20 protein-coding genes and 1 pseudogene are annotated in these 25,160 nt (G+C 41.1%); 13 read left to right on the plus strand and 8 right to left on the minus strand.

Features of this window, described 5'->3' with window-relative positions:
- Positions 1–62: 62 nt before the first annotated feature.
- From ltrA to ACNAN0_RS00430, 3 genes and pseudogenes are all read right to left on the minus strand, one after another.
- A pseudogene (gene ltrA / locus ACNAN0_RS00420) lies at positions 63–1,459 on the minus strand (group II intron reverse transcriptase/maturase).
- A 623-nt stretch (positions 1,460–2,082) separates the two neighbouring features.
- Entirely contained in the window at positions 2,083–3,468 is a 1,386-nt protein-coding gene (locus tag ACNAN0_RS00425) for a hemolysin family protein (RefSeq protein WP_230912880.1), read from the minus strand.
- A gap of 23 nt (positions 3,469–3,491) precedes the next feature.
- Complete coding sequence (locus tag ACNAN0_RS00430; protein ID WP_416353541.1) at positions 3,492–5,048, minus strand: CAP domain-containing protein; 1,557 nt, start codon at positions 5,046–5,048, stop codon at positions 3,492–3,494.
- Between the two features lie 230 nt (positions 5,049–5,278).
- Between ACNAN0_RS00430 and ACNAN0_RS00435 the strand changes: the two genes are divergently transcribed.
- The 5 genes from ACNAN0_RS00435 to ACNAN0_RS00455 all read left to right on the plus strand — a co-directional run bounded on the left by ACNAN0_RS00435 (position 5,279) and on the right by ACNAN0_RS00455 (position 12,252).
- A complete protein-coding gene (locus tag ACNAN0_RS00435) occupies positions 5,279–6,016 on the plus strand; it encodes a MerR family transcriptional regulator (protein WP_416353542.1) in 738 nt (245 codons plus the stop codon).
- Between the two features lie 97 nt (positions 6,017–6,113).
- Positions 6,114–7,841 carry a hypothetical protein gene (locus ACNAN0_RS00440; protein ID WP_416353543.1) on the plus strand — a complete coding sequence of 576 codons (1,728 nt, stop codon included), beginning with the start codon at positions 6,114–6,116 and terminating at the stop codon, positions 7,839–7,841.
- A 44-nt stretch (positions 7,842–7,885) separates the two neighbouring features.
- Complete coding sequence (locus ACNAN0_RS00445; protein WP_416353544.1) at positions 7,886–8,677, plus strand: carbon-nitrogen family hydrolase; 792 nt, start codon at positions 7,886–7,888, stop codon at positions 8,675–8,677.
- A gap of 373 nt (positions 8,678–9,050) precedes the next feature.
- Entirely contained in the window at positions 9,051–9,773 is a 723-nt protein-coding gene (locus ACNAN0_RS00450) for a GntR family transcriptional regulator (protein WP_416353545.1), read from the plus strand.
- 97 nt (positions 9,774–9,870) lie between these two features.
- Positions 9,871–12,252: a phosphoketolase gene (locus ACNAN0_RS00455; protein ID WP_416353546.1), complete on the plus strand. Its 2,382-nt coding sequence runs from the start codon at positions 9,871–9,873 to the stop codon at positions 12,250–12,252.
- 119 nt (positions 12,253–12,371) lie between these two features.
- Here ACNAN0_RS00455 and ACNAN0_RS00460 read toward each other — a convergent pair whose 3' ends face one another.
- On the minus strand, positions 12,372–13,166 hold the full coding sequence (locus ACNAN0_RS00460) for a class II aldolase/adducin family protein (RefSeq protein WP_416353547.1): 795 nt from the start codon (positions 13,164–13,166) through the stop codon (positions 12,372–12,374).
- 181 nt (positions 13,167–13,347) lie between these two features.
- Between ACNAN0_RS00460 and ACNAN0_RS00465 the strand changes: the two genes are divergently transcribed.
- From ACNAN0_RS00465 to ACNAN0_RS00485, 5 genes are all read left to right on the plus strand, one after another.
- A complete protein-coding gene (locus ACNAN0_RS00465) occupies positions 13,348–14,103 on the plus strand; it encodes a DeoR/GlpR family DNA-binding transcription regulator (RefSeq protein WP_416353548.1) in 756 nt (251 codons plus the stop codon).
- A 177-nt stretch (positions 14,104–14,280) separates the two neighbouring features.
- Complete coding sequence (locus tag ACNAN0_RS00470; protein ID WP_416353549.1) at positions 14,281–16,068, plus strand: L-fucose isomerase; 1,788 nt, start codon at positions 14,281–14,283, stop codon at positions 16,066–16,068.
- A 24-nt stretch (positions 16,069–16,092) separates the two neighbouring features.
- Entirely contained in the window at positions 16,093–17,592 is a 1,500-nt protein-coding gene (locus tag ACNAN0_RS00475) for a rhamnulokinase (RefSeq protein WP_416353550.1), read from the plus strand.
- A gap of 21 nt (positions 17,593–17,613) precedes the next feature.
- Positions 17,614–18,990 (plus strand): sugar porter family MFS transporter, encoded by a 1,377-nt coding sequence (locus ACNAN0_RS00480; RefSeq protein ID WP_230912796.1) that lies wholly within the window; start codon positions 17,614–17,616, stop codon positions 18,988–18,990.
- Positions 18,991–19,007: 17 nt separating this feature from the next.
- Positions 19,008–19,445, plus strand: a complete 438-nt coding sequence (locus ACNAN0_RS00485) for an RbsD/FucU family protein (RefSeq protein ID WP_230912797.1) — start codon at positions 19,008–19,010, stop codon at positions 19,443–19,445.
- A 71-nt stretch (positions 19,446–19,516) separates the two neighbouring features.
- Here ACNAN0_RS00485 and ACNAN0_RS00490 read toward each other — a convergent pair whose 3' ends face one another.
- Both ACNAN0_RS00490 and ACNAN0_RS00495 read right to left on the minus strand, forming a co-directional pair.
- Positions 19,517–20,632, minus strand: coding sequence for a DUF4097 family beta strand repeat-containing protein (locus tag ACNAN0_RS00490; protein WP_416353551.1), 1,116 nt, complete (start codon positions 20,630–20,632; stop codon positions 19,517–19,519).
- Positions 20,610–20,972, minus strand: coding sequence for a PadR family transcriptional regulator (locus ACNAN0_RS00495; protein ID WP_230912799.1), 363 nt, complete (start codon positions 20,970–20,972; stop codon positions 20,610–20,612). The genes ACNAN0_RS00490 and ACNAN0_RS00495 overlap by 23 nt, the downstream gene beginning before the upstream one ends.
- Positions 20,973–21,133: 161 nt before the next feature.
- On the opposite strand from ACNAN0_RS00495, the gene ACNAN0_RS00500 reads away from it, so the two are divergent.
- Positions 21,134–21,931, plus strand: coding sequence for an alpha/beta hydrolase (locus ACNAN0_RS00500; protein ID WP_416353552.1), 798 nt, complete (start codon positions 21,134–21,136; stop codon positions 21,929–21,931).
- Between the two features lie 107 nt (positions 21,932–22,038).
- Here ACNAN0_RS00500 and ACNAN0_RS00505 read toward each other — a convergent pair whose 3' ends face one another.
- Entirely contained in the window at positions 22,039–22,404 is a 366-nt protein-coding gene (locus ACNAN0_RS00505; RefSeq protein WP_416353553.1) for a hypothetical protein, read from the minus strand.
- 71 nt (positions 22,405–22,475) lie between these two features.
- Positions 22,476–23,270: a tyrosine-protein phosphatase gene (locus tag ACNAN0_RS00510; protein ID WP_230912802.1), complete on the minus strand. Its 795-nt coding sequence runs from the start codon at positions 23,268–23,270 to the stop codon at positions 22,476–22,478.
- A 169-nt stretch (positions 23,271–23,439) separates the two neighbouring features.
- On the opposite strand from ACNAN0_RS00510, the gene ACNAN0_RS00515 reads away from it, so the two are divergent.
- The gene (locus tag ACNAN0_RS00515; RefSeq protein ID WP_416353554.1) at positions 23,440–24,582 is read left to right on the plus strand and encodes a glycerate kinase; all 1,143 of its coding nucleotides are present in this window, start codon (positions 23,440–23,442) and stop codon (positions 24,580–24,582) included.
- Positions 24,583–24,660: 78 nt separating this feature from the next.
- Positions 24,661–25,140, plus strand: coding sequence for a universal stress protein (locus ACNAN0_RS00520; RefSeq protein ID WP_230912881.1), 480 nt, complete (start codon positions 24,661–24,663; stop codon positions 25,138–25,140).
- The last annotated feature ends 20 nt before the right edge of the window (positions 25,141–25,160 follow it).

Below are 25,160 nucleotides of genomic sequence, written 5' to 3' on the forward strand. Positions count from 1 at the left end.
GTAGGAGACCCTAACGGGTCGGCCTCTCACACCACCGTACGTACGGTTCCGTATACGGCGGTTCAATAACTTAAGCGTTTCTGAATAGACTGGTACGTTGTGGACAGATTGATAAGTCCACGGCGTTCCAGTCTTTCGTTTGTTAGAGTATATTTCAGTACACCGGTATGTGCAGTATGCCAATACCCTTTACGGGTATTAGAAAATATTCGTGCTTCTGACACCGATTCCCCTAACTTTCTAAGATTTCGGAACTTCGTTTTGATTTTCTTCCATGATTTCCAGATATACTGCCGGATCCTCGTGCGCAACCATGTGTCTAGCGCTTTAAGAAAGCCCTTCATGCGGCCAATACTATAGTATCGTAACCAGCCTCGCATTTTACGCTTGATCTCTTTAAGGACAGTGTCTAGACTAACACCGCGGTTCCGTTTGGTGATTAGCTTTAGGGCCTGTTTGATACGTTCTTTGGCAACTTTGTGCGGCCGGGCATATGCTTTGCCTTTACTCACACCTAAAGCGAACCCTAAAAATTTCAATCTCAAGGGCGACCCGACATGAGTTTTCTTTTGGTTGACTGTTAACTTCAAGTCTTTCTCCAATAACTTGGTCACATTGGCCAGTACGCGGTAGCCTGCGCGCTTACTTTTGACGTAGATATTACAATCATCCGCATAGCGCACAAACTGATGGCCTCTGGCCATGAGCAGCTTATCCAACTCATTAAGGTAGATATTCGCCAATAATGGCGAGATATTTCCACCTTGCGGCGTGCCTTGAGCTGATTTCTCAAACAGACCACCATTCATAACCCCACTCGTTAAGAACTTACGAATAAGTCTTAATAGCCAGGAATCATCGATATATTGGCCGACAAATTTCATCAGTAAATCATGATTGACCGTGTCGAAATATGCCTTAAGGTCAAGGTCGATCACATAGTGATAACCTTGGTCATACAGCGCTATGACCCGTTTGATGGCATCATGAGCACTTCGATTGGGTCGGAAACCAAAACTGCTATCCGAGAATATCTTTTCAAACCTTGGCGACATCACTTGAGCGACTGCTTGCTGAACAAGTCGATCGACCACCGTTGGAATCCCGAGCTTGCGCTTGGAGCCGTCCGGTTTTGGAATCTCGACTCGTTTAACTGGTAATGGTTGATAACTGCCATCACGCAGTGATGCGATTAGCTCATCACGATGTTGTTTCAGATAAGGCAACAGCTCATCGACAGTTAGACCGTCAATACCCGCTGCACCCTTGTTGCTTCTGACTTTAAGGTAAGCTTGATTCAAATTATCTCGGGACAAAACTAAATCTTGAAATGAAACGCCATTCCACATCTTATCTTCACCGGAAATCACACTACGCGCCCCGGGTTGCCTCTTGACCTTCCAGGTCTACCATGCCGCCGGTGACCAGAACATGGTTCTGTTTTCTGCGATTGTTGCATGATTTCTACCTCCAATTTTGACGAGAATTGTTAAAGTTCGGCCCTTCGTTGTCCAAAGGACAACTATTATGGCCTCGGCTGACTTCTGTATCATTCAGCTAGACATCACTGCCTAGTTTGTACCTGTGAAACTTTCCGTTTCTCTTGTCGGGAACGTATGATACAGACCTCCCCGGGTAAGAACGCTAACTTTCGTGCCATGTAACCATTGGCTTTACTGCGTACAGTTTCGAGTAGTATGGGACTTCAGTTTGTTTAGCAACCTTATCCACTGCAAACAGCCTTATAGCCACTTCTTGTTCATTGGTTCAGCACTTTGCTTTAGACTTCCTTCAGATTCCACCTCACGGTGGACACCCTTGTCCTCAACTAATAGTTCCGACTACTACGGTCTATAGTGGACTTTCACCACCAAGTTAGCGCCCATGCCGGGCGCACTAAAAAATAGGTGGCCGTAGACAAAATATTGGTTTTGTCTACGGCCACCTATCTGTTTTGCGAACAATTTTATCTTAAACGTGTTCCAAAAGGCAGCACCCTCACCTAACAATGAATGGCTCAAATGGAAAGCACACCATTTTTCGCAATTCTTGTTAGTGCTCAGGTACTGAGCGCCTTTTGTCTCACTCTCCTTGATGGTCACTGTCATCTTCTTTAAGTTGAAGGGCACCTTCATCATGAAAGGGCTCATCGGCAACTTTGACTTGAAACCAATTGACGTAGGCATGTTCATATTCTAAAACTTTGAATTGAAAGCGGCCAATGTCAATAATGCTGTTTTGGTCTAAGTTTTGATAATTATCAATAATATAGCCGGCAACGGTCGTCACGTCTGAGGTTTGAAATTCAGGGATGCGACTGTGGAAGTAACGTTCAAAGTCGTACAGAGTGGTTTTTCCACTGACTTTAAAGGCGCCGTCGTGTTGTTTGACAATATATTCGTCAGAGACATCGTCGATTTCATCTTTAACAGTGCCAAATAATTCTTCATAGATGTCTTTATCTGTGACGATGCCACTAGTGCCGCCATATTCATCAACAACCACAACGATCGGCGTTTGTCGCTTGATCATTTGATTGAGAATGTCTTGAATTGGCATACTTTCAGGTACCGTAATGATCGAACGTAATAACCGACTAATGCCAATGTGACCGTCCACTTGGTCTTGGCGTACCAAATCATAGGCATAAACATAACCCAAGATGCGGTCCTTATCGTTATCAGCGACAACAGGAAAACGGCTATAACCCTGCTGCAGGTAGTCCTTAATCACATCATCAACCGTATCGGTAATGTCCACGACGTACAAGCTCGTTCGATCCACCATGATATCTTTCGCAACTTTATCGTTCAAGTCAAAGGCCCGCTGCATGTAAAGATAATCATTTTGATCCATTTCACCACTGGTAACGGATAGTTGCGTTAAACGTAAAATCTCAGATTGGGAAAAAACTTCATTTTCTTCGTCTGCTGGCTTGAAGCCGATCAGTTTAACAATATTCAAGGCTGATTTATTCAATAACCAAACAAAGGGATAAAATACCGTATGGAAAATTCTAAGTGGTGTTACAACAAGCATTAACACGCGAATTGGCATATCAATACTAATATTTTTTGGTACGATTTCGGTTAAGACCACTTCTAGATAAGTCAATAAAGCGACACCCAAAATAGCACCGACAAAATTCAAGCTACGGCCACTGAGCAGATGCGTCCAGCCGAAAAGCTCTACGAGTAGTGTACGCAAGGTATCTTCACCGATCCAACCAAGGATGATTCCCGTCATACTGGTACCAACTTGAGTGGTTGATAAGTACTCATTTAGATTACGCACCATGTGTAATGCATTTTTTAATTTACGACCATTACCATTTTTATTCTTGATACGATCTTCAAGCTGACTGACACGCGTTTGTACCAGTGCAAACTCAGCTGCCACGAAAAAGGCAGCGATGATAAAGGTGACTAGAATAATAATGATATTGTTGATTAGCTGGCCATCGTCCACAGTATGTCTCACTTCCAAGTTTATTAATTAATGATGCTTACGTCAGCAGCTGAAAGCCATTGGCCGCCACCTAAATTATACCAGTTGATGCCACCAATATTAACAACTTGTGTGTATTTCCAAGCAGAGGCATTCTTGAAGGCCCGACCAGTTGGTTGTTGGTCATAGTAAGGGGAGCTATAGCCAATGACTTGACTATTAGGTGCTGTGTCAATGGTTAACGTACCTTGCTTCGGGCTATTACTGATTTCAGTAAAACGACCATTGACCCATTCGTTATTACCTAAATCATAAAAGTACTGGCCGTTAATGAATGTTTTACCAAAATAGCGCCAACTTGTCCCGTTCTTGACGTATTTATTAAGGCCACGGTAGTAAATCGGCGCGCTTAATAACTGGGTTTGACCATCTGGTGCTGATTTGATCGTAAGGGCGCCCGTTTCAGGAACATCGATTTGTTTGAGCGCTTTGGTACTTTTTTGAGGAGTTTGATCACGAATACTGAACAGCTTAACTGAGTAGCTGTAACCCTCAGGATAGTTTGCCAAGCCAGTGACCTTTACGGTATATTGGTGGTTTTTGACCAGTGCCAAACCTTTTGGCGTAAATGTATAAATCGATGCATAATTCCCATATTGACTTGAGCTAGCATCCATCACATCGGCGGCTGTCACAGACTTGTTGGTAGTATCATCTTTGATTGTAACAGTTGGAGTACCTGAGGTTTGTTGGGCGTCGGCAAAATAAATCGACCAAGGAATTTGCTTACTATGGGCAGTGTCCTGCTCACTTTGTAGTTCTTCAATTGGGAATACACCGGCACTTGGATAAGTCACGACATCTTTTTCAGCTCGATTCGTTAGTTGCCCAGGATCAGCCACAAGCATATCCATATATTTCCAGTCATTTTGTCCATAAGCAGCACCAATACCAATAGTTTGTAAATAAGGTGATAAGACCCAAGCCCGGTGACCAGTATCATTGCCATCAATGTTGTTGTTATCCGCAATCAATCCCGTGATCGCGTCGCCAGCCGTCTCCTCACCAGCACGGAAGTATAGATTACTGATGTTTGTAATATATTGCGCTTTTTGCCAAGTCTTAGTGGGTATAAAAGCCGGTTTGAGTGAATTAGCTAAACTGTGTTGGGATAGCATTGGGTTGGCACTGATACCAGCCATAACACTTGCCCCTAATTGAGCAGAGGCGTTGTCCCCATTTGTTGCTGTGACCTTTGGCAGACCCACGAGTTCCCGATAATAATTGATCCACTGGGTTGATGACTGGATATAATTATTTTTGATCGTCCCCACTCGAAAAGGATAGTTATATAAATTTGTCGGTGAAGCATAAATCGTTTCCGTACTATATGGGGTTTGATCAAGTTGCTGATATTGTTCCCGTAGTGTATTGATTTTTTGTTGTTCCGCCGTTGTATAGTCACTGGCTGGCGCAACTGGTTGTGTGGTGCTATCAGTTGAACTGTCAGTCGCTGCGTTTGCTGGTACAGTAGCACTTAAAGTTATTCCAAGCATGCCTAAAATCGCAATCGAATATAAATAAGGTTTATGTACTGACATTTTCCTGCACTCCCTTTTAAAAGCATTAACTAGTTTAATTATAACGAAGTTTCGTGATAAAAAGTATTATTTAAGTAGGATAATCAGGTAATAGATAATAGAAAAAAGAATTATCATTTATAATACAATAAAATTTATTATTTAGCCACGAGATCTGAGATTCACGCTTGAAGCACGTTATAACGCCGATTATAATGGCAGTATAACGGTAATCCTTAGGAGGAAATCAGATGTCCCAAGATTTAGATTTTGAGGAGTACAAGACACCTGGACAGGCTGCAAAAATAATTGGTGTCAGTGTTCCGACATTACGTAAATATTCACTTTTGATTGAAAACGCAACTAAGGCGACTTATTTTGAACGCAACCAGCAAAATATGCGCTTATATCGTGAGACCGATATTCAACAATTAAAACAATTGATCAAATTAAGCAAACATCCAGATTTAACTTTAAAAGATGCAGTCAATCAACTTTACGCAATTTCTTCAACTGATAAACCCGGTGAAGCTGCGGAAAAAGCAGCAGTTATTACCAAGAAGGCTGAGCAAACAGAAGCAGCACCAATTGCCCAGTTTGTACATATGATGCAGAGCATGCAAGAGACGATCACGACCCAAAAGGCATCGATCGAAGCATTACAAAAACAACTCGAAACGATTCAAGCGCAAAATGCAGAAATTTTAAAACAGTTACCTGTTGGTCAGGGTCAAGATGCGTATGACTATGAGACACCGCTTGATTTAAGTTATAAGCAGCATGGCTCACAAAAAGTGAAAGCTGACAATTCAAATACATCTGTTTCTAATCAGACAGCCGGGGACAGTGAATGGCAGGCTGACCCATTACAGGCAGCCGAAAAAGCGGATGAGGCGATCGAACAGCAGCCAAAACAGCCGCGAACCTTAGCTGATATGCAATTACCTGCCGAGAAAAAACGGCATTGGTGGCAACGATTGCTAAATTAGAAAGTTTTTCTTACTAAAATGAAAAACATATATCTTAAAAGTTTGTTAAAATTAACCTAGCGCAAACTTAAGAATGAATTCATGGGAGACGACAGCTATGGCACTTTTCGGGAATACAAACAGCAATCAACCGCAACAAGATGGTCGTGGATCACAGAATAAACGTAATGTAGCACCGCTACAGCCAAATCAGCCGGCAACACAAAATTATAATCAAACCAATCAACAATCAACAAATACAGCAACCAAATCTGGTGGTTTATTTGGCAGTCGCCAGTTTGATGCATCAACGACCAATGCGCCACAGACATCGGCTAATTCAACGCAAATGAATCGTTACCCTAATTATTATGAAGATGCCGATTCAGAAAGGCCGAGGGTAGCTTTACCACAGCAAACACCGCGCGTGGATAATAACGCCCAAGCTTACGATACTACGGCATCTAACTTGAATGAATCACCAAATATGGCTCAGTCGCGGTCGATGCCAGCAGCAACGCAAAATTCAGATGCAGCAGTGAAACCAAGCGCAAATACAGTAACCAACGATAACCGCACACCAATTGAAACAGCGGCTGAGACACAGTCAATCGGTAATTATAGTGACGGTCAAGCGCGCTCACCGTGGAAACAAACACAACGTAATTTGGTTGATCTACAAGGACAGGAGAGCCGCTTAAAGGACCAATTGAAACAGGAGCTATTAGATCAACGCAGTTTCTTGAAGCACGACTTGCGTCAACAAGGTTTAACAGTGATCAATAGTCCAGCAAATACAGGGGACCCGGCACAAAAGATTCAATCACAGATCGATGAAGTTAATGATGGCTTGATCAAATGGTTTGGAACGAAAAAAATTGCCAACCATGTCTTCTTTAATAAGCGGCGTTCCTATTTCTTGCTAGATGATAGTTTGAATTTAAACACGGATACGATTCAAAAAGGCGTTTTGATGCAATTGCGCAAATTATTCGATGATATGCAGATGCCACTGGGGCATATCTCAACCGACTATAATGACCAATTGAGCAGTGTCGTCAAGCAATTGAACACCCAGGGATTAATGACGCGCAGCACCAAAGTAATCAACAAATATCAAGATCTGCAAGAATTTAACCGAAATTTAGCAAAACAGGCAAAAGTGGACGTTCCAATGACCGCAAATATGAGTACGGTGCATGATCCAGAAAATAATGCAGATAAGGTCTACGATCAAGATCAACAATTATTGATGGCCATTTATTATCAAAATGACCACCAGATTCATGTGATCGAGCATTTTCGTGATAATACCGTTATTAGTCGGGATATTTTTGATGCTAATGGGGCCATTTCCGCAACGCAATATTTTGATCAAGTCAATAGCAAGCGCGTCATTCGTGAAAACTTCTATCGGACAGATGGCTCGTTAGTTTTGATCAAGAGTTATCAAGATAATGAACCTTATATTCAGCTGCTTAGTCGTTCGAACGTTCTAGTTTCGGTATTTAATTCCGAACTTGAGCTGACTTTATGGTGGTTAACGAACAAAGTATTCAATGGCAATACCACCATTCTGATTTCAGTGGATTCACCGCTGTATCAGCCTTTATTAGCTTTGAAAAATTTAACGGTAGAAGTTATACCTGTATTGTCCAACTATGAAGAACACACAGAGATCGTGGATCAATTAATGAATGTTCAAACACCCGTAGATAGTATTTTGACAACTCAAAATGAAGCTAAAGCTTATATTGAAAAGAATACCCAACATGACGTGGATATTTCGGTATTACCTAAGGTTGATGAAAATGCTGGTGTCACTAGCGGGCAAACGCGTTTTTAGATTTATTTATGCTGGGTATTAGGACTCAATGTTGAAGGGATGGTATGCCAATGCCTAAATTAACGATCGCAATTGCGCAAATGGCGATTGCTTTTGGTCAGCCTGCGGATAATCGAGCAAAAGTCAAAAAGTTTGTGGCGCAAGCTGCAAAACAGCGGGCAGACATTGTGGTGTTCCCAGAACTTTGGGATACAGGATATGATTTGACGCGGTTTGACGAGATCGCTGATTCAGAAGGGACGACCGCACAGCAATTATTGGCTCAATTAGCGCAACAGTATCATATCTATATCCTTGGTGGCTCGGTAGCTGTTTCCCATGATGGTCATTTTTATAACACGACCTATGTCTTTGATGACCAGGGGCAGCTGTTAAGTACTTATCGAAAAGTACATTTATTTGGTTTAATGCACGAAGACCAGTACTTACAAGCGGGCAACCAAATGAGTCATTTTACAGTCAAGACGGTACCGGCCACCAATGTGATTTGTTATGATATTCGTTTTCCTGAATGGTTACGCAAATTAAGTGCAGCTGGCAGCGAATTGATTTTCGTACCAGCTGAGTGGCCTGAACAACGCACCCAGCAGTGGTTACAGTTGTTGGCTGCTCGGGCAATCGAAAATCAAAGCTTTGTCATTGGTGTGAATCGTGTCGGCGATGATCCTGATAATCATTTTGCTGGGCACTCAGTAGTTTACGATCCACTAGGCAATGTGCTTTCTGAACTTGGTGACACTGAAGCTCTCAAGACCGTAACGATTGACCTAGACCAAATCACTAGTGTTCGGGGCGAAATCCCAGTATTTGCGGATAGACGACCAGACTTATATTAATCTAACTTAAGTAAAGCGCGGCGCAACTAGTATCATTTGTTGCCGGGCTTTTTAGTACATCATTCTTGGTTCGTATTCGATCCCTGTACCGCGCTTATTACGTTATGTCCCTATGTGCCAATCATCAGTTTTGCATGCTTTTAAATTTTCAAATATGTTTAAAAATAAAAACAAATTAGAAGAAAAGTCGAAATTATATTAAAAAGGAAAAAGGCGTGGTACCATTGGTGAAAGCGCTGAACTTTAGCGTCAGAAAGTTGGTGGTGACTAGCTTATAGCTTGCAGTACCTTGACAAACTGAATATTATTAGGCAGAAATAATTTTTTGTTTTGTGGTTTAATAATATTATGACTTTGCTTAGAGGAGGGCACTGTGGCTGACTTAGTTTATCAACGTGTGATCAATAAATTGCAAAAAAGTATCGATGCTAATGAATATACTGATTTGAAATTACCAAACGAACGTATTTTAGCTGAAGAATTTAATGTAAGTCGAAGTAGTATCAAAAAGGCAATGAATGTGCTGATTCAACGTGGCGTAGTTTTTCAAAAACAAGGTTCGGGGACATTTGTGAACCCACTTTATTTAAAAAATCGACCGCTGTTTAATTTTTCTGGCGATAATGTTGGGGTGACGGATACTTTTCAAAAAGATGGGGAGCGTCCCGATATTCGTGTGTTGGACTTGAATGTGGTCAAAGCGACTGAAGAAGTTCAGCAGGCATTATTTCTGGAACCAGGTGAGTTTGTTTATGAAATTAAACGGTTGCGGTCTTTTGGCACCCAGCCATTCATGATTGAAGATGGCTTCGTTCCAGTGAAGCTCGTTCCAGATTTGACAGAAGATATTGTGTCAGGGTCGTTATACAATTATTTGCAGGAATCACGTAATATTGCTGTAACTCGGTCTTTTTTAACAATTTCAGCGGATGTTTCTACGGCGCAAGATCAAGAACTTTTACAATTAAAACCTAATGAACCGGTCGGTACGATGGAGGGTATTTTCTTCATGGATCGAGGGACACCAATTGAATTTTCCCATATGCGGTTGCATTATAAATTCATGCGCTACAACACTTTTACCGTGCTTAATTAGAAAGGTACGTACCTTTAAATTAAATGGTTGACATTCTCTTTTTTTTTCGATACACTATGTTTGAAATTTGTAAGTGATTTGTTAGGAGGATACCTAGATGGTAGATACAAAATCAAAAGTTGATTATTCTTCCCAAGAGTACTTTGACTTGATGGACAAGTACTGGCGCGCTGCTAACTATATTTCAGTTGGTCAGCTATATTTGAAAGATAACCCACTTCTCAGAAGACCTTTAAAAGACACAGACGTTAAAGTGCATCCAATTGGTCACTGGGGTACTATTTCTGGTCAGAACTTTATTTATACTCACTTAAACCGTGCCATTAAAAAATATGATTTGAACATGTTTTACATTGAAGGTCCAGGTCATGGTGGCCAAGTCATGGTTTCCAACTCGTACTTAGACGGTAGCTATTCCGAAATCTATCCAAGAATTACTCAAGACGAACAAGGGATGCAACGCTTGTTCAAACAATTCTCTTTCCCTGGTGGGGTTGCGTCTCACGCTGCGGCTGAGACACCTGGCTCTATCCATGAAGGTGGGGAATTAGGTTACTCCTTATCACATGCCGTTGGTGCGATCTTTGATAACCCTGATGTCATCGCTGTACCTGTTATTGGTGATGGTGAATCAGAAACTGGTCCATTAGCTGGTTCATGGTTCTCAAATGTATTTATCAACCCAGTAACAGACGGTGCTGTTTTGCCAATCGTTGATATCAACGGTTTCAAGATTGCCAACCCAACAATTTTATCTCGCAAGAGTGACGAAGATTTACGTAAATATTATGAAGGCCTTGGCTGGGAACCAATTTTTGTTGAAGGTGACGATTCTAAGAAATTACACCCAGAAATGGCTAAAGCTGTTGATGCAGCCATTGAGAAGATCCATGAAATCCAAACTAAAGCACGTCAAAAGTCTGCTGACGATGCAACAATGCCTGTTTGGCCAATGATCGTCTTACGGACACCTAAAGGCTGGACTGGTCCTAAGAGTTGGGACGGCGAACCGATTGAAGATTCATTCCGTGCCCATCAGATTCCAATTCCAGTAGACCAAAATGATATGGAACATGCCGATTCCTTAGAGAAATGGCTGAAATCATATGGCCCAGATGAACTGTTTGACGAAAACGGTAAGTTAGTGCCTGAATTACGGGCAACCGCACCAGATGGCGACCAACGGATGGCTGCCAACCCAATCACAAATGGTGGAATCGAGCCAAAACAATTAAACTTACCAGATTGGCGTGATTATGCGTTAGATAACTCAACGCCTGGTAAAAATGTTGCTCAAGATATGGTGGAATTGGGTAAATTCTATCGCGATGTGATCAAGAATAATCCAGACAACTTCCGTATCTTTGGCCCAGATGAAACTGTATCTAACCGTTTACAAGAAGTGTTTGAAGTTACAGAACGTCAATGGATGGAACAAATTCGTCCTGGCAACGATCAATGGATGGATGCTTCTGGTCGTGTCATTGATTCACAACTTTCTGAACACCAAGATGAAGGTTGGCTTGAAGGTTATACTTTGACTGGCCGTCATGGTATTTTTGCAAGTTATGAAGCCTTCTTACGTGTCGTTGACTCTATGTTGACACAGCACTTCAAGTGGATTCGTAAAGCTGATGAACTACAATGGCGTAACAAGTATCCTTCATTGAACGTCATTTCTGCATCAACGTCCTTCCAACAAGATCACAATGGGTATACCCATCAAGATCCAGGTGTATTAACGCATTTAGCTGAAAAGAAACCGAAGTATATTCGTGAATATTTGCCAGCTGACGCTAATACGTTGCTCGCTGTCATGCATAAAGCATTAAACATGAAGCAAACCTTAAACTTAACCGTTACTTCAAAGCACCCACGGCCACAATTCTACACGGTTCAAGAAGCTGAACAGTTAGTAGATAATGGCTTGAAGGTTATTGATTGGGCAAGCACAACACACGGTGAAGAACCTGACGTTGTTATTGCTGCTGCTGGTACAGAACCAAACTTAGAAAGTTTAGCTGCCATCAGTATTTTGCACAAACAATTCCCTGATTTGAAGATTCGTTTCATTAACGTTGTTGATTTGTTGAAGTTACGTCATCCTTCTGAAGACCCTCGTGGTTTAACAGATGAAGAATTTGATAACTACTTCACAACTGACAAGCCAGTCATCTTTGCTTTCCACGGTTATGAAGATTTGATCCAAAGCATCTTCTTCCGTCGCCATAACCATAACTTATACGTTCATGGTTATCGTGAAGATGGGGATATCACAACACCATTTGATATCCGTGTGATGAACGAACTAGATCGTTTCCACTTGTCTAAAGAGGTCGCAACTCAAGTATTCGGCACAAAAGCTGCTGAATTCAACTCACAAATGGACGATATTTTACAAAAACATCACGATTACATTCGTGCTGAAGGTACCGATTTACCAGAAGTTAATGACTGGAAATGGGAACCATTGAACTAAAAATATAATTACTGAACAAGTAAATCATCTCAAAGTCGCATAGTTGATCATCTCAAAAGAGTCACACTAGACCATAGTCGCAATGGTTTAGCGTGACTCTTTTTTTGTTGGCATAAATTTTATTTACCTAAAGTTATATTTGGCACCATTTCTTTCTCTGGACGCTGGATCTTTTCAGGAAATGGTTGTGCTTGACTCTTCAGGGGTTCTTCTGGCAGAGGAATTGGGAAAATATCTTGGGGTGGTAAAGGTTTATCAGCGTCTTGACCACAAGATTTAAAAGTATCTAGGAGACCAAGTTTAATAAAGATAGCTTGCTGATAAGCAATCCGCGCATTCCATTCAAGCGTTTCCATGATGCGAGCAGCAATATGCAAACTTGTTGCCGTGATTAAGATACCGTGGCTGTTCAGTAAGAAGACGTTCTCCATGGCCTTATCGCCGATTTTTTCTAGATTATCTCTAACAATATCTGCCAAGGCTTTAGAAGTTGCCGGTGCATAAGGTAATACGCGAATTTGCCCTAATTCACGCGTGGCTTCGGTAACGTTGGGCATGTCTAAACCAGAAGTTGCCCAAAACATGGATTCTTTGGCATGTGAATGATAGACACAGCGAATCCCTGGGTGCGTTGCATAAGCTTCAAAGTGCATATTGATTTCACGAGTGATATCACCCACACCATCGACTTTTTCCCGGGTCTCTTCATCGACGACTAAAATTTGAGCTGGATCTAATTCGGCGTAATAAGTTTCCGACATAAAAGTTGGCGTGATCAAGATATAAGTTCGGCCATCTTGCCCTAATACTTTAATGGACATATTGCCGCCAGCAATATTGGTGTCTAGTCGATCAAATGTCTTTTGTACGGTGTGCGCTAAATCCTTGCGCTCTGCATAAAACATCATTTCCATATGAAAAACCTCACTTTATAGATATACTTAATTTATGGCTTCAGTATAAAACTTAAAAATGAAAGGGTTAACATTATCGGTTACTTTTGGGTTAAGTCCAGTCCAGATGGCAAATGGTGTTCATATTTATTCATAAAAGTTCATAAAGTGATCAAACCGTATCGGTTGGGGGTAAAAAAGTATGTATAAAAATGATCGATTAAATTTGATTTTAGAAGTATTGGGTCGCCGTAAAAAAATATCAGTTAAAGAACTGCAAAGTATAACTTATGCGAGTACGTCAACCTTGCGTCGGGACATCATAACTTTAGAAAATGATCATAAAATCATTCGTAAATATGGTCAGGTTGAGTTAGTGAAATCTAAGAATATTGAGTTCCCCTATCTATTTCGAAAACAGGAAAATGAGCAGGCAAAAAAGCAGATTGCTGATTTAGCCGTGGATTTTGTCGGCGATAATATGGCATTATTTTTGGATTCAAGCACGACAGTGACTCAAATGATTCCCTTTCTGGCGAAATATAAGCACTTAATTGTAATTACAAATGGAATTTATGATGCAATTCAGCTTAATAATATGCCAAACATTAAAACGATGGTTACAAGTGGCCGCTTGGAGCCAGGATCGGGGTCGATTCTTGGAAATGTTGCGGTGGAATATTTGAATAACTTTCGGGCCGATTTGTGCTTTATCTCCTGCAGCAGCGTCGATAATCAGAGCATTTATATGTCTAACGAAGAGCAGGCAAGTGTTAAACGGCGCATGCAAGAATCTTCCAAACAAACAATTTTATTGTGTGATGCCAGTAAAATTGGGCGTACTGATTATTTCAGATTAAATGATTTTTCAACAATTAGTGCCTTTGTAACTGATACCAAGCCGGATCAAGCGTTGATCACGTCACTAGCAGAAAGCGACGTAGAATTGGTCTACTAATTTTCAAAAATGAACGATTGTTCATAAAAAAAGTGAGCTTTGTTCAAAAAAGCGCGAAGCCATTTATTTTTCAATGAAAACGCTTAATATGATATCCGTAAAGTAATTATTAAGTTGCTATAACCACTCACTTACTAATTACTCGGAAAATATTTTAGCCTTTAAGGAGGATGTAATATGTTAGATGTCAAATTTCCTAAAATTGGTATTCGTCCAACAATCGATGGTCGGCGTAAGGGTGTACGGGAATCACTAGAAGCACAAACAATGAATATGGCTAAATCAGTTGCTGAATTGATCCACAAAACATTGAAATATCCAGATGGGTCACCAGTTGAAACAGTCATTGCTGATACGACGATTGGCGGCGTTCACGAAGCAGCGATGGCTAAAGAGAAATTCGATCGTGAAGGTATCTGTGGGACGATCACAGTTACCCCTTGCTGGTGTTATGGCACGGAAACAATGGATATGTCCAAGGATTTGCCGCATGCCATTTGGGGATTTAATGGGACTGAGCGCCCAGGGGCTGTTTACTTAGCAGCAGTTTTGGCAGCGCATACACAGAAAGGTATTCCGGCTTTTGGCATTTATGGCCATGATGTCCAAGATGCTGACGACACGTCTATTCCTGCTGATGTTAAAGAAAAATTGATCCGTTATGCGAAAGGGGCTTTGGCAACTGGCTTGATGCGCAATAAAGCTTATCTGTCTATCGGTAGTGTGGCCATGGGTATTGGGGGCTCAACAGTTGACCCTGATTTCTTCCAAGACTTTCTAGGCATGCGCAATGAATATGTGGACATGAGTGAAATTGTGCGTCGCTGGGATGAAGGCATTTATGATAAAGGAGAATTCAAAAAAGCTTTAGCTTGGGCTAAAGAAAATATGAAAATCGGCCCCGACGTTTATAACGATGGCAAACCAATCAAATTTGACGATGAAGCTAAAGCAGCACAATTTGAAGACTGCATCAAAATGATCATGATTGCCCGTGATTTGATGGAAGGCAACGAAAAGTTAGCCGATGTGGGCTTCAAAGAAGAAGCAGAAGGGCACTTTGCAATTGCTGCCGGGTTCCAAGGTCAACGTCAATGGACGGATCATTTCCCTAATGGCGATGTTATGGAAGCTATGTTGAATTCACAATTCGATTGGAATGGCAAACGTGCCCCCCACATATTTGCAACTGAAAATGATAGTCTAAATGGTGTTTCCATGTTGTTTAATTACTTATTAACAAATACCCCTCAAATTTTTGCCGATGTTCGGACCTATTGGAGCCCTGAAGCGGTAGAACGGGTTACTGGCACAAAATTAACTGGGTTAGCTGAAAATGGCTTTTTACATCTAAGTAATTCTGGCGCCCAAACACTGGATGCAACCGGCGCGGAGAAAATTGACGGGCAGCCAGCAATGAAGCCTTTCTGGGAGCTAACGGATGCAGAAGTACAAGCTAATCTTGATCAAACGGATTGGATTCCAGCAAATGTTGAATACTTTCGTGGTGGTGGTTTCTCAAGTCATTATTTGACCAAAGGTGGACCTAAGGGCATGCCAGTTACCATGACACGGATCAATTTGGTAAAGGGTGTTGGGCCAGTCCTGCAACTCGCAGAAGGCTATGCAATCGATTTGCCTGATAATGTGTTTGATATCATCAATAAACGAACTGATCCAGGCTGGCCATCCACATTCTTTACGCCAATTTTAACGGGTCACGGAGCTTTCAAATCCGTCTATGACGTGATGAACAATTGGGGTGCTAATCACGGTGCGATTTCTTATGGACATATTGGGGCTGATTTAATTACTTTGGCATCAATCTTGCGAATCCCAGTGAATATGCATAATGTACCAGAAGATAAGATTTTCCGGCCACGTGCTTGGGCTTCAATCGGGACTGAAAATCTGGAGGCCGCTGACTTTAACGCTTGTAAGAATTTTGGCCCACTATACAAATAGTTTTGGTAGAAAAGGTGTTAGAGCATGAAACTAACAAATGCGATTGCTGTTGACTTGGGTGCCAGTTCTGGCCGTTTGATTTCTGGAACCTATGACGGTAACAAGATAGATTTGAAAGAGCAATTTCGGTTTTCAAATTTGCCAGTACAGGTCATCAATGACTTACATTGGGACTACATGAAAATTTTTCAAGAAATAAAATATGGCTTAAACATGGCCAAACGTGATTTACCTTCAATTGATAGTATCAGTATCGATACGTGGGGCGTTGATTACGGCCTGATCAATCGGCACGGGCAATTATTGTTTGCACCACATAGTTATCGTGATACTCGAGTCGATGACTATGAAGCGTTACTATATGACAAAATCAATAGGTTTGAGCTATTTCAATTGACAGGTAATCAACCAGCAAAAATCAATACGGTTCTACAATTATTTGCGGACCTACAACTGAATCCATTCCTGACAAATGAAATCAAACATATTTTATTTATGCCCAATCTCATCGGCTATTTTTTGAGCGGCAAAGCTATCAATGAATTTACGATCAGTAGTACCAGTGGATTATTGGACACAGTGAGTCGAAAGCTTTCTTCAGAAGTATTTGAAAGATTGGGATTTAAGCAAGAATGGTTCGCTGACTTAAATAAAGGTGGTAAAGTTTTAGGCCAATTATTACCACAAGTTAGTACAGAAATTAATTTAACAGATCTAGTCCAAGTTATTACCGGTGTTGGCCACGATACGGCTTCGGCACTATTGGCTTTACCAGTTGCACCTGAAGATCGCGAAGATATTGCTTTTATTAGCAGTGGCACTTGGTCGATCATTGGGCAACAAACGGCTGAGCCAATCGTAACTAAGGCAGCGTTCGATGCTGGGTTAACCAATGAGGGTTGTTTTGATGGCAGTAACCGTTTGTTAGCCAATTTGACAGGTCTCTGGATCATTCAAGAATTGCAACGTGAATGGTCATATAAAGGTGAACTGGTTGAATTTGGACAAATGGTTGATGAAGCCCTAAGTGAGACAACTATTGGCAGCTATATCGACCCAAATAATGAAATCTTTGCAGCCCCAAATCAAATGGAAGAAAAGATCATGGCATATTTAAAGGCGACACAACAGAAGCTACCAGAAAACCGCGGTCAATTGATTTTATTGGTGTTGGAAAGTTTGGCATTTTCGTACAAACGAATTATTGAGGATCTTGCTAGAGTAACGGGGAAAGATGTTTCGGTTATCCATATGTTTGGGGGCGGCATTCAAAACAGTTTATTAGTTCAGTTAACTGCTGATTTTACTGAAAAAGAAGTCATTACTGGTCCCGTTGAAGCCAGCGTTATGGGCAATATTGTGTCACAATTGCAGGTGCAAAATTTACTATCGACTGCTGATACCAAGGATGTGATGGTACACTCATACACTGTTGATCGTATTGAACCAACACATGTGCCTGATTTAAATGCTAAATTCAAAAAGTTTCAGAGTGTTCGACTACAACATAAGGTTGATTTCTAGACAGTGTTAGGAGGTAATGAGATGGCTATAAATGCGAATCAATCAGAAATGCCAAATCAGAATGTGCCCGTAGAACCAAACCATGATTATAAAGTTAAACCAATTGTGTACCTGTTCGCAATATTGGGCGGTCTAGCCGGACTTTTGTATGGCTATGATTCTGGTGCAATATCGTTAGCACTACCCGGAGTTACCAGCTCATTTGGACTGAATGCCGCACAAAAGGGGTTAGTCGTTAGTTTCCTGCTATTTGGAGCCTTACCATCAATAGTTGTATTTACCGCACTAGAGAAAAAATTAGAGCGTCGTAATACGTTGATCATCGGTGGTATTATCTTCATTGTTGGTAGTATTTTAAGTGCGGTCGCCACCGGCATGTATTATATGATGGCTGCTAGATTCATCTTAGGCATCGCTGCTGGCATTGCCAACATGTTTGGGCTAATCTATCTTTCAGAATTAGCACCAGCGAAAATCAGAGGTCTGATGTCATCTCTTTATCAGTTGAGTGTCAATATTGGTATTTTGGTGGCTTATGCTATTGGGGCGGCTAACCAAGCACCGGGTATGTGGCGCTGGACTTTGGGAATCGGCGTGGTTCCAGCAGCAATTTTTACGATCGGTATGTTTTTAAGTCCACAAAGCCCCCGTTGGTTGATTCGCGATGGTAAATCGGAAAAGGCACGGAAAGTGCTGAACCGGGTGAGAAGTACTCAAGTAGAGATTGACCGTGAAGTTTCTGATATTGAACATAGTTTAAGTACACAAGAAGCCGGACTGCATGAATTATTTACAAGATTTCGACCAGTCTTATTGATGCTGATTATTTTGACGATTTTTCAAGTATTTACGGGTATCAACGCGGCGGTTTATTATGCACCAGAGATCTTTCACAATTTAGGACTGGCACATGCGTCGATCATTGCTGACTTTGGGGTTGGCTCGGCTTTAGTCATTTCGACTTTTATCTCGCTTCCGTTTATCGATCGTCTAGGTCGGAAAAAACTATTAGAAATCAGCCTTGGCGGACAAGTCATTCCAGCAATCACGTTATGTATTTGGTCTAATAATGCTGTGATTGCGGTTGCTTCGATCTTCGTGTATGTATTCATGTTTGGCTTTGGGCTGGGACCTGTATTTTGGTCATATGTTCCTGAGATTTTACCTTTAAAAGCTAGAGCTTTAGGCATGGGCGTGATCACTTTCACGCAATATCTACTTAACGCCGTCTTTTCATTGATCTTCCCAATTTTACTTGAAGCAGTTGGTATCAATGTATTTTATTTCTTTGCAGCGCTATCCGCATTTGCAGTTTGGTACATTCATAAGTATGTCTTGGAAACAAAAGGTAAGAGTTTGGAAGAAATTGAGCATTATTGGGAAACAAAGAACGCGTAAAGAGGGGGCAAACTTAAATGTTAAAAAAGATACCTAAGCGTCTGTCACCTGAATTAGTGAAAACATTAATGGAAATGGGACATGGCGATGAGATTCTTTTGGCAGATGCCAACTATCCAGCTGCGACCAATAATAAGCGTGTGTTGCGTACAGATGGTATCTTAATGCCTGAACTATTAAAAGATATTCTAGAGTTATTGCCGTTAGACACTTATTCTGATTATCAAGCTTGTTTGATGGCCGTTGTTCCAGGTGATCAGGCAGTACCTAATGGGCGCCCGCCAATTTGGGATAATTATGAGAGCGCTATTAAGGCGGCCTTTCCAGATTACAAACTGAAGCTGATTGAACGACAAGCATTTTATCAGTATTCACATGATTGTTTTGCAATTGTTCAAACTGGTGAAACAGCGCTATATGGTAACTTGATTTTGAAGAAAGGCGTTGTGCAATAATACGGCAATCAAAAACGTTTAGCCAACCTTGGTGGATCTAAGGCAGCTAAACGTTTTTTTATTTAAAAATTTTAATTCACACGGACAGAACCAGATTTTGCCTTAGCCGTTATGGTCGGGCTCGTTTCAGTTGCCTGATTAGTTCTGCCGATAGCAACGCCTTGAGCTTCAACTTGGTATTGAGCAGGACGTGAAACTTTAACCGTGCCGGCTGCAGTTTGCAAATTAAAGTTAAAGGCATCAGTTATTGGCGTCTGCATTTTAATTGACCCAGAGTGGGCCGACAGGTTGATGTTACCCATAAGCGCCGCCCAATCTAATCTGATTGAGCCAGAGTGCGCGGCAAAATCACCTGAACCAGTCAATTGACTGCCTCGGATACTCCCCGAATGAGCGCCAATGTAGAAATGGCTTTTGACCGCTTTTAATTGAACACTACCAGATTTGGCATTGAGAACAAGTTCCCCGATAGCAGCCTGAGTGATCGCCACACTACCAGAAGCAGCCTGAGCGTTAAGTCCACTTAATTGCGTTTGATCGATTTGCAGCCGGCCTGACTTGACCTGAGTTTTGATGGCCGTGTCTGGTGTTTGCAATTGGTCAAGATATAACAGGCCTGAACTTAGGTCTAATTGCAGCGTACCAGCGAATGTTTTGGGAAGTTGAATAACAACTTTAGAATGGGGGTAGCGAAAAGAAGTAATGATTTTTAACCAATTTGGTGTTGGTACTTGTAATGCCAATGTTTTACCAGTTTGTGTTATTTGCAATTGATAGGATTTTAATTTTGGCGTTTGAAAATGCTGGATGTGAATCGCCGCATCGGGACTCGTTTCTAGAAGCGCATTGCCGAATTTAGCAGTTAATGTGATCCGATCAATCGCCGTTGTGGTAAAAGTTTCACTAACCGTTTGATCAGTTGTCATGGTATCAGCGGCAACTGAATTTGAAGTTGACCGTGATTGACCAGCAATCATCTGGAGTACTTCGGTCAAATCACCCAATTCTTTGACCGCTTGAGTTACAGCTAACTTAGGATCTTTTATTTGTTGACTGGTAAGTAGATCTTCTGCTCGTTCCCGTACATCAGCTTTGACCTCGGTGTAAAAGTCCAAAACTTCTGGCGTACGTGGATAACCCGAGAAGATTGTTTGTAATGCATCATCAATAATTATTCCATTGATCATTTTTAAGCGCCCCCGTCACTAATTCCGTAATGATTTTTTTAGCAAAATCCCATTCTTGACGAAAGCGGTCAAGTTCCGCTACGCCTGATGGTGTGATGCGATAATACTTCCGCCGGCCGCCTTGAGTCTCGCTTCCATAATAGCTTTCAATCAAGTTATTTTTAACCAGCCGTCGAAAGACAGTATACAAAGTTGCTTCATTCACATCGTATGCCCCATGGGATAACTGCTGAACTTGCTGGACCATCTGATAACCATAAGAATCGCCCTGAGATAAAATATTGAGTACGATGCCATCAGTAGCGCCGCGAATCATTTCTTTAGAAATATCTTTAGCCATTTTGCCACCTGCTTTACTGTCCATATTACTGTTTCACAAATAGTAGTGTAAAACATATTACTGTGTGTGTCAAAGTAATTTTAAAAGAAGTGAGCATTTTTAGCACCTATTTAGTTCGTTTCTGCTAGAATGCAGATATCAATATGGGGAGACGATGAGACATGGATAAAATTGAAGTTTCAAAAGATATTAGTTACGTTGCTGCCCTAAACTTGAAATTAGATGTTTATCAAGATCCAACCAGCGATCCTAAGGGGGCTATTATTGACATCCATGGCGGTGGCTGGTTTCGAGGTGATAAATCTAAAGACGTAGACATTGCTCGTCAATTTGCTGCAGCAGGGTATCTCGTACTTGTGCCTAATTACCGTCTGGCACCGAAAGACTTATATCCTGCTGCCGTAGACGATATTGAAAGTGTCTTAAACTGGCTGGAAGCTTCTGATTATGAGGTTAATCATCAAAAAGTTGGTGTTTTTGGGTCATCAGCAGGCGGAAATTTAGCTGCTGAAATGGCGATACGAACGCACCTACCAGCCGTATCTTGGTCAGGTGTCTTTGATATTGAAGATTGGTTAAAAGCACATACTGAGGTTGTGCCAGCAATGGATACAACGCAAGATTTTAATCAAGCAAGTGCTAAAATCGATCAGGGTGGGGCTAATGATGCCTTTTATAAATGGTTTATTTTAAACTATACGACTCAAGACCCGCAAAAAATTAAAGACGCTTCGCTAATTAGGCGCGTGACTTCAAGCACAGCACCCATGCTTTTGATCAATGCCTTGAATGAATTGATTCCTGTGAGTGGCGTTTTGAAAATGCAAGCAGCTTTATTAAAATACCAAGTACCTGTTTGGACGCAATTTGTATTAGGTTCGCAACATGCTAAAGGCTATATGGCTCAAGCGTTGGCACCGACTTTAGCATTTTTTGATGCTTTTGTAGCTCAAGACTAACTTTAAATGTATAACGCTTAAACTAAAAAATCGTAAATAAAATAGCAGATAGAGACAAAACAAAAGTTTTATTTCCATCCGCTATTTTGTTTTAAAGATGTGTTAAGTTAATCGGTAAATTGAAGTTGACATGTTTTTGAGGCAAAATCAATATTAACGCTCAGATGTCGATTTAAATCGGCAACAACTTTTTGACTAAAGGCAACCTTATCTTCAAAAGTGGTTATATCCGCTGTTAAAGCATTAGACTGAAAGTCATAATTACTGCTAATAAAAGAAGGATCCGTTACAAACCTCAAATTATTTTCCATGTGAAAAGACCCTGGTGCTAAAACAGAATTGATGTAAGTAAATAGTTGCTTTGGTGTGTAATTTAATGGTTGCTTTAATAGAGCTTGTACTTTGAAATCTGTATAAGCGTCAATTAGGGCGCCATTGATCGTAACTTGGGTTAATGCCTGATATAATTTCATCGACTTTCCCCCCTAAATCATATATTTTAGGTTAAACATGTTTCAATTGGCGACACGTTTTGGAACTCGCTTTAATCTAAATAAATTTTCTGCAAATCTTGCAAGTCTGAATCATTTAAACCTAAAACTTCTTTGAGATAATTTATAGGTGTTCCAGCGATTTGTTCAATTTGTGTTTCAGCAGCATGAATAAAATCGATATTTACGGAAACTAAATTATGGACACTTTCGATCATTTCGGGTGTGGCGTGGTTCGCTCTAAGTTCTGCTAAGACGGCATCAATTTGCTTCTTATAGGTTTGATTGGTTAATAGATAGTCCTGTTCAATCGTCTTTTGATCGACACCCAGGGCACTTAATAAATAAAAGGCGCCCATACCTGTACGATCTTTACCAGCAGTACAATGGAAAAGCAGCGCATGATTTTCTTGGTCGTTAGCCAGTAATTCTGCAAAGAATTGACGATAAGCAGCTTGTGATCCGGCTTGGCGCACCATGTTTTGGTAGACACGTATCATCCGCTTGTAGCCGGTATTCGGCTCATAGCGCAGCTCATCTTCTAATTCTTGCGGTGTTTTGGAATTTTCAGTTTCATCAACGGCAAAAACAGGGATGTGTTTATAAGTTGCTCCTGTTGGTAATTTGTCAGGTTCTTTTACTTTTTCATCATTAGAACGGAAATCAACATCAGTGATCAAGCCATAATCATGTAGATAGGCGAGGTCATTGTTATCTAGTTCATTTAGCTTTGCGGAACGTAAGATTTTATGGTATTTTACATGCCGGCCATCCTTGGTCGTATAGCCACCAAGCTCGCGAAAATTAATGCCAGATTCTAAAGGCAAAACGCGCTGGTTGTTTAACATGAAATCAATCCTCTCATTAGAAATTTTAATTGGCATAATATGAGTTTGACGCACATGTTACCATATTATAGAATAACCGATTTTTATAAAATATAAAAATAATTTCCATCTTTTTGTAAAGGGACTAAGCTCAATACTATAAGGTGGATCTTAAATTTAAGAGGTACTTATGAATATCGTCATTGCAATGGATAGTTTTAAAAATTGTTTGCCTTCAGAAGCCGCCGGTGAAGCTGTTGCTCAAGGGATACATGCATTCAACCCGGAAATCGTGACTTCAGTCTTTACGATGGCCGATGGCGGGGAAGGTACTTTAGCGACGATTCAGGAGAACATTGGTGGAACTGTTCATGTCAAACCAATTGTTGACGACTTTAATCGTAATCGGACAGCACAATATCTGGAAACTGAAATTGATGGTATTGCGACAGCGGTTATTGAATCGGCTCAAGCCGTTGCCTTAGCTTTTTCAGAGCATATGAATAATCAGGCACGCTATGAGGCAACCAGTTTTGGCTTAGGCCAGTTGATCTTGGATGCGATCGTTAATGGCAATCGCCGGGTTATTGTCACTCTAGGCGGTAGTGGGACTACGGATGCTGGGTTAGGCATGTTACAAGCATTAGGCGCTGTGATTTATGACGATCAAGATCATATCATTCCAAATGGTGTCAACCCGTTAATTGATTTTGGGCACATCGATCTTACCAAGGCACAAGAACTTGTTAGTGAGATTGATCTAGAGATTGCACCAGATGTTTCGGCTCCGTTGACTGGCAAGCAGGGGGCCGCCTTATTGTTTGGCAAACAGAAGGGCTTAAATGAACAACAAGTTCGTTTTTTGAATCAAAAATCGATTTTATTTGCCAACCAATTGAAACAAGATTCCGGTCAGGATGCCGCGGCACTACCAGGTGCTGGCGCGGCTGGTGGTATTGGAACGGGGCTATATGCTTTGGGGGCAATCTATAAGCAAAGTGGCTTTATGACATTAGCCGAATTAACAGGCGTTGGGGCGGCCATCCAACAAAGTGATCTGGTTATTACTGGTGAAGGCCGCTTAGATCAACAGACACAGTTAGGCAAGGTGCCAGCAGGGATGGCTGAATTAGCTCATAAATATCAAAAGCCGATCATTGCGCTTGTGGGACAGCGGCAAGCCGATTTAGGCGAATTAGAGAAACAATTTGATGGTATTTTGACCATTCAATTAGGACCGCTTCCTTTACAAAGTGCTTTAACAACCGAAAATGCGACGAAAGGATTACAAACAACTGCTAAGGAAGTATTAAAAATTTTCACACTTCGGTAAACTTCATAGGGTCTTTGCTTGAATTGCAACGGGCAGTAGCTTATTCTTATATTGTAGGAAGAAAGCGAGATGATCACGATGTTGCAAGAATACAACAATATTTTGGTTCCCGTCGATGGCTCTAAAGAAGCGGAATTAGCCCTTCAAAAGGCTGTCCAAGTAGCTAAATTAAATAAAGCACATGTAGATATCTTAAATGTACTAGATACCAAACAATTTATTGGCGGTTATGGTGGTATGCTTTCTGGAGATGCCATTTACCAGATTTCTGAGGATGCTCAAGACTACTTGAGTAATCTGGCTGACGAGATCAGAAGTAAGAACGATTTATCCGAAGATGATTTATCGATCCACGTTCGTTTCGGCAATCCTAAAACGGTTATTTCTGTTGATTTCCCTAGAGATCATAAGAATGATTTAATTATGATCGGAGCGACTGGCTTAAATGCTGTTGAGCGAGTCCTCGTAGGTTCTGTAACAGAATATGTCAACCAGCATGCGTTATGTGACGTTTTGATTGTTAAGACGGACATTGATAACAAAACTCCAAAGAAATAGGTAATGGTTATAAAAAATAA

The organism is Agrilactobacillus fermenti, assembly GCF_047943045.1.
Classification (GTDB): domain Bacteria; phylum Bacillota; class Bacilli; order Lactobacillales; family Lactobacillaceae; genus Agrilactobacillus; species Agrilactobacillus fermenti.

Bases quoted from the DNA above. Each gene is read 5' to 3' on its own strand.
- ACNAN0_RS00475 (WP_416353550.1), top strand. From the start codon at position 16,093: ATGAAACTAACAAATGCGATTGCTGTTGACTTGGGTGCCAGTTCTGGC.
- ACNAN0_RS00440 (WP_416353543.1), top strand. From the start codon at position 6,114: ATGGCACTTTTCGGGAATACAAACAGCAATCAACCGCAACAAGATGGT.
- ACNAN0_RS00485 (WP_230912797.1), top strand. From the start codon at position 19,008: ATGTTAAAAAAGATACCTAAGCGTCTGTCACCTGAATTAGTGAAAACA.
- ACNAN0_RS00520 (WP_230912881.1), top strand. From the start codon at position 24,661: ATGTTGCAAGAATACAACAATATTTTGGTTCCCGTCGATGGCTCTAAA.
- ACNAN0_RS00490 (WP_416353551.1), bottom strand. From the start codon at position 20,632: ATGATCAATGGAATAATTATTGATGATGCATTACAAACAATCTTCTCG.
- ACNAN0_RS00515 (WP_416353554.1), top strand. From the start codon at position 23,440: ATGAATATCGTCATTGCAATGGATAGTTTTAAAAATTGTTTGCCTTCA.
- ACNAN0_RS00495 (WP_230912799.1), bottom strand. From the start codon at position 20,972: ATGGCTAAAGATATTTCTAAAGAAATGATTCGCGGCGCTACTGATGGC.
- ACNAN0_RS00460 (WP_416353547.1), bottom strand. From the start codon at position 13,166: ATGGAAATGATGTTTTATGCAGAGCGCAAGGATTTAGCGCACACCGTA.
- ACNAN0_RS00435 (WP_416353542.1), top strand. From the start codon at position 5,279: ATGTCCCAAGATTTAGATTTTGAGGAGTACAAGACACCTGGACAGGCT.
- ACNAN0_RS00455 (WP_416353546.1), top strand. From the start codon at position 9,871: ATGGTAGATACAAAATCAAAAGTTGATTATTCTTCCCAAGAGTACTTT.
- ACNAN0_RS00430 (WP_416353541.1), bottom strand. From the start codon at position 5,048: ATGTCAGTACATAAACCTTATTTATATTCGATTGCGATTTTAGGCATG.
- ACNAN0_RS00500 (WP_416353552.1), top strand. From the start codon at position 21,134: ATGGATAAAATTGAAGTTTCAAAAGATATTAGTTACGTTGCTGCCCTA.
- ACNAN0_RS00445 (WP_416353544.1), top strand. From the start codon at position 7,886: ATGCCAATGCCTAAATTAACGATCGCAATTGCGCAAATGGCGATTGCT.
- ACNAN0_RS00510 (WP_230912802.1), bottom strand. From the start codon at position 23,270: ATGTTAAACAACCAGCGCGTTTTGCCTTTAGAATCTGGCATTAATTTT.
- ACNAN0_RS00470 (WP_416353549.1), top strand. From the start codon at position 14,281: ATGTTAGATGTCAAATTTCCTAAAATTGGTATTCGTCCAACAATCGAT.
- ACNAN0_RS00465 (WP_416353548.1), top strand. From the start codon at position 13,348: ATGTATAAAAATGATCGATTAAATTTGATTTTAGAAGTATTGGGTCGC.
- ACNAN0_RS00480 (WP_230912796.1), top strand. From the start codon at position 17,614: ATGGCTATAAATGCGAATCAATCAGAAATGCCAAATCAGAATGTGCCC.
- ACNAN0_RS00505 (WP_416353553.1), bottom strand. From the start codon at position 22,404: ATGAAATTATATCAGGCATTAACCCAAGTTACGATCAATGGCGCCCTA.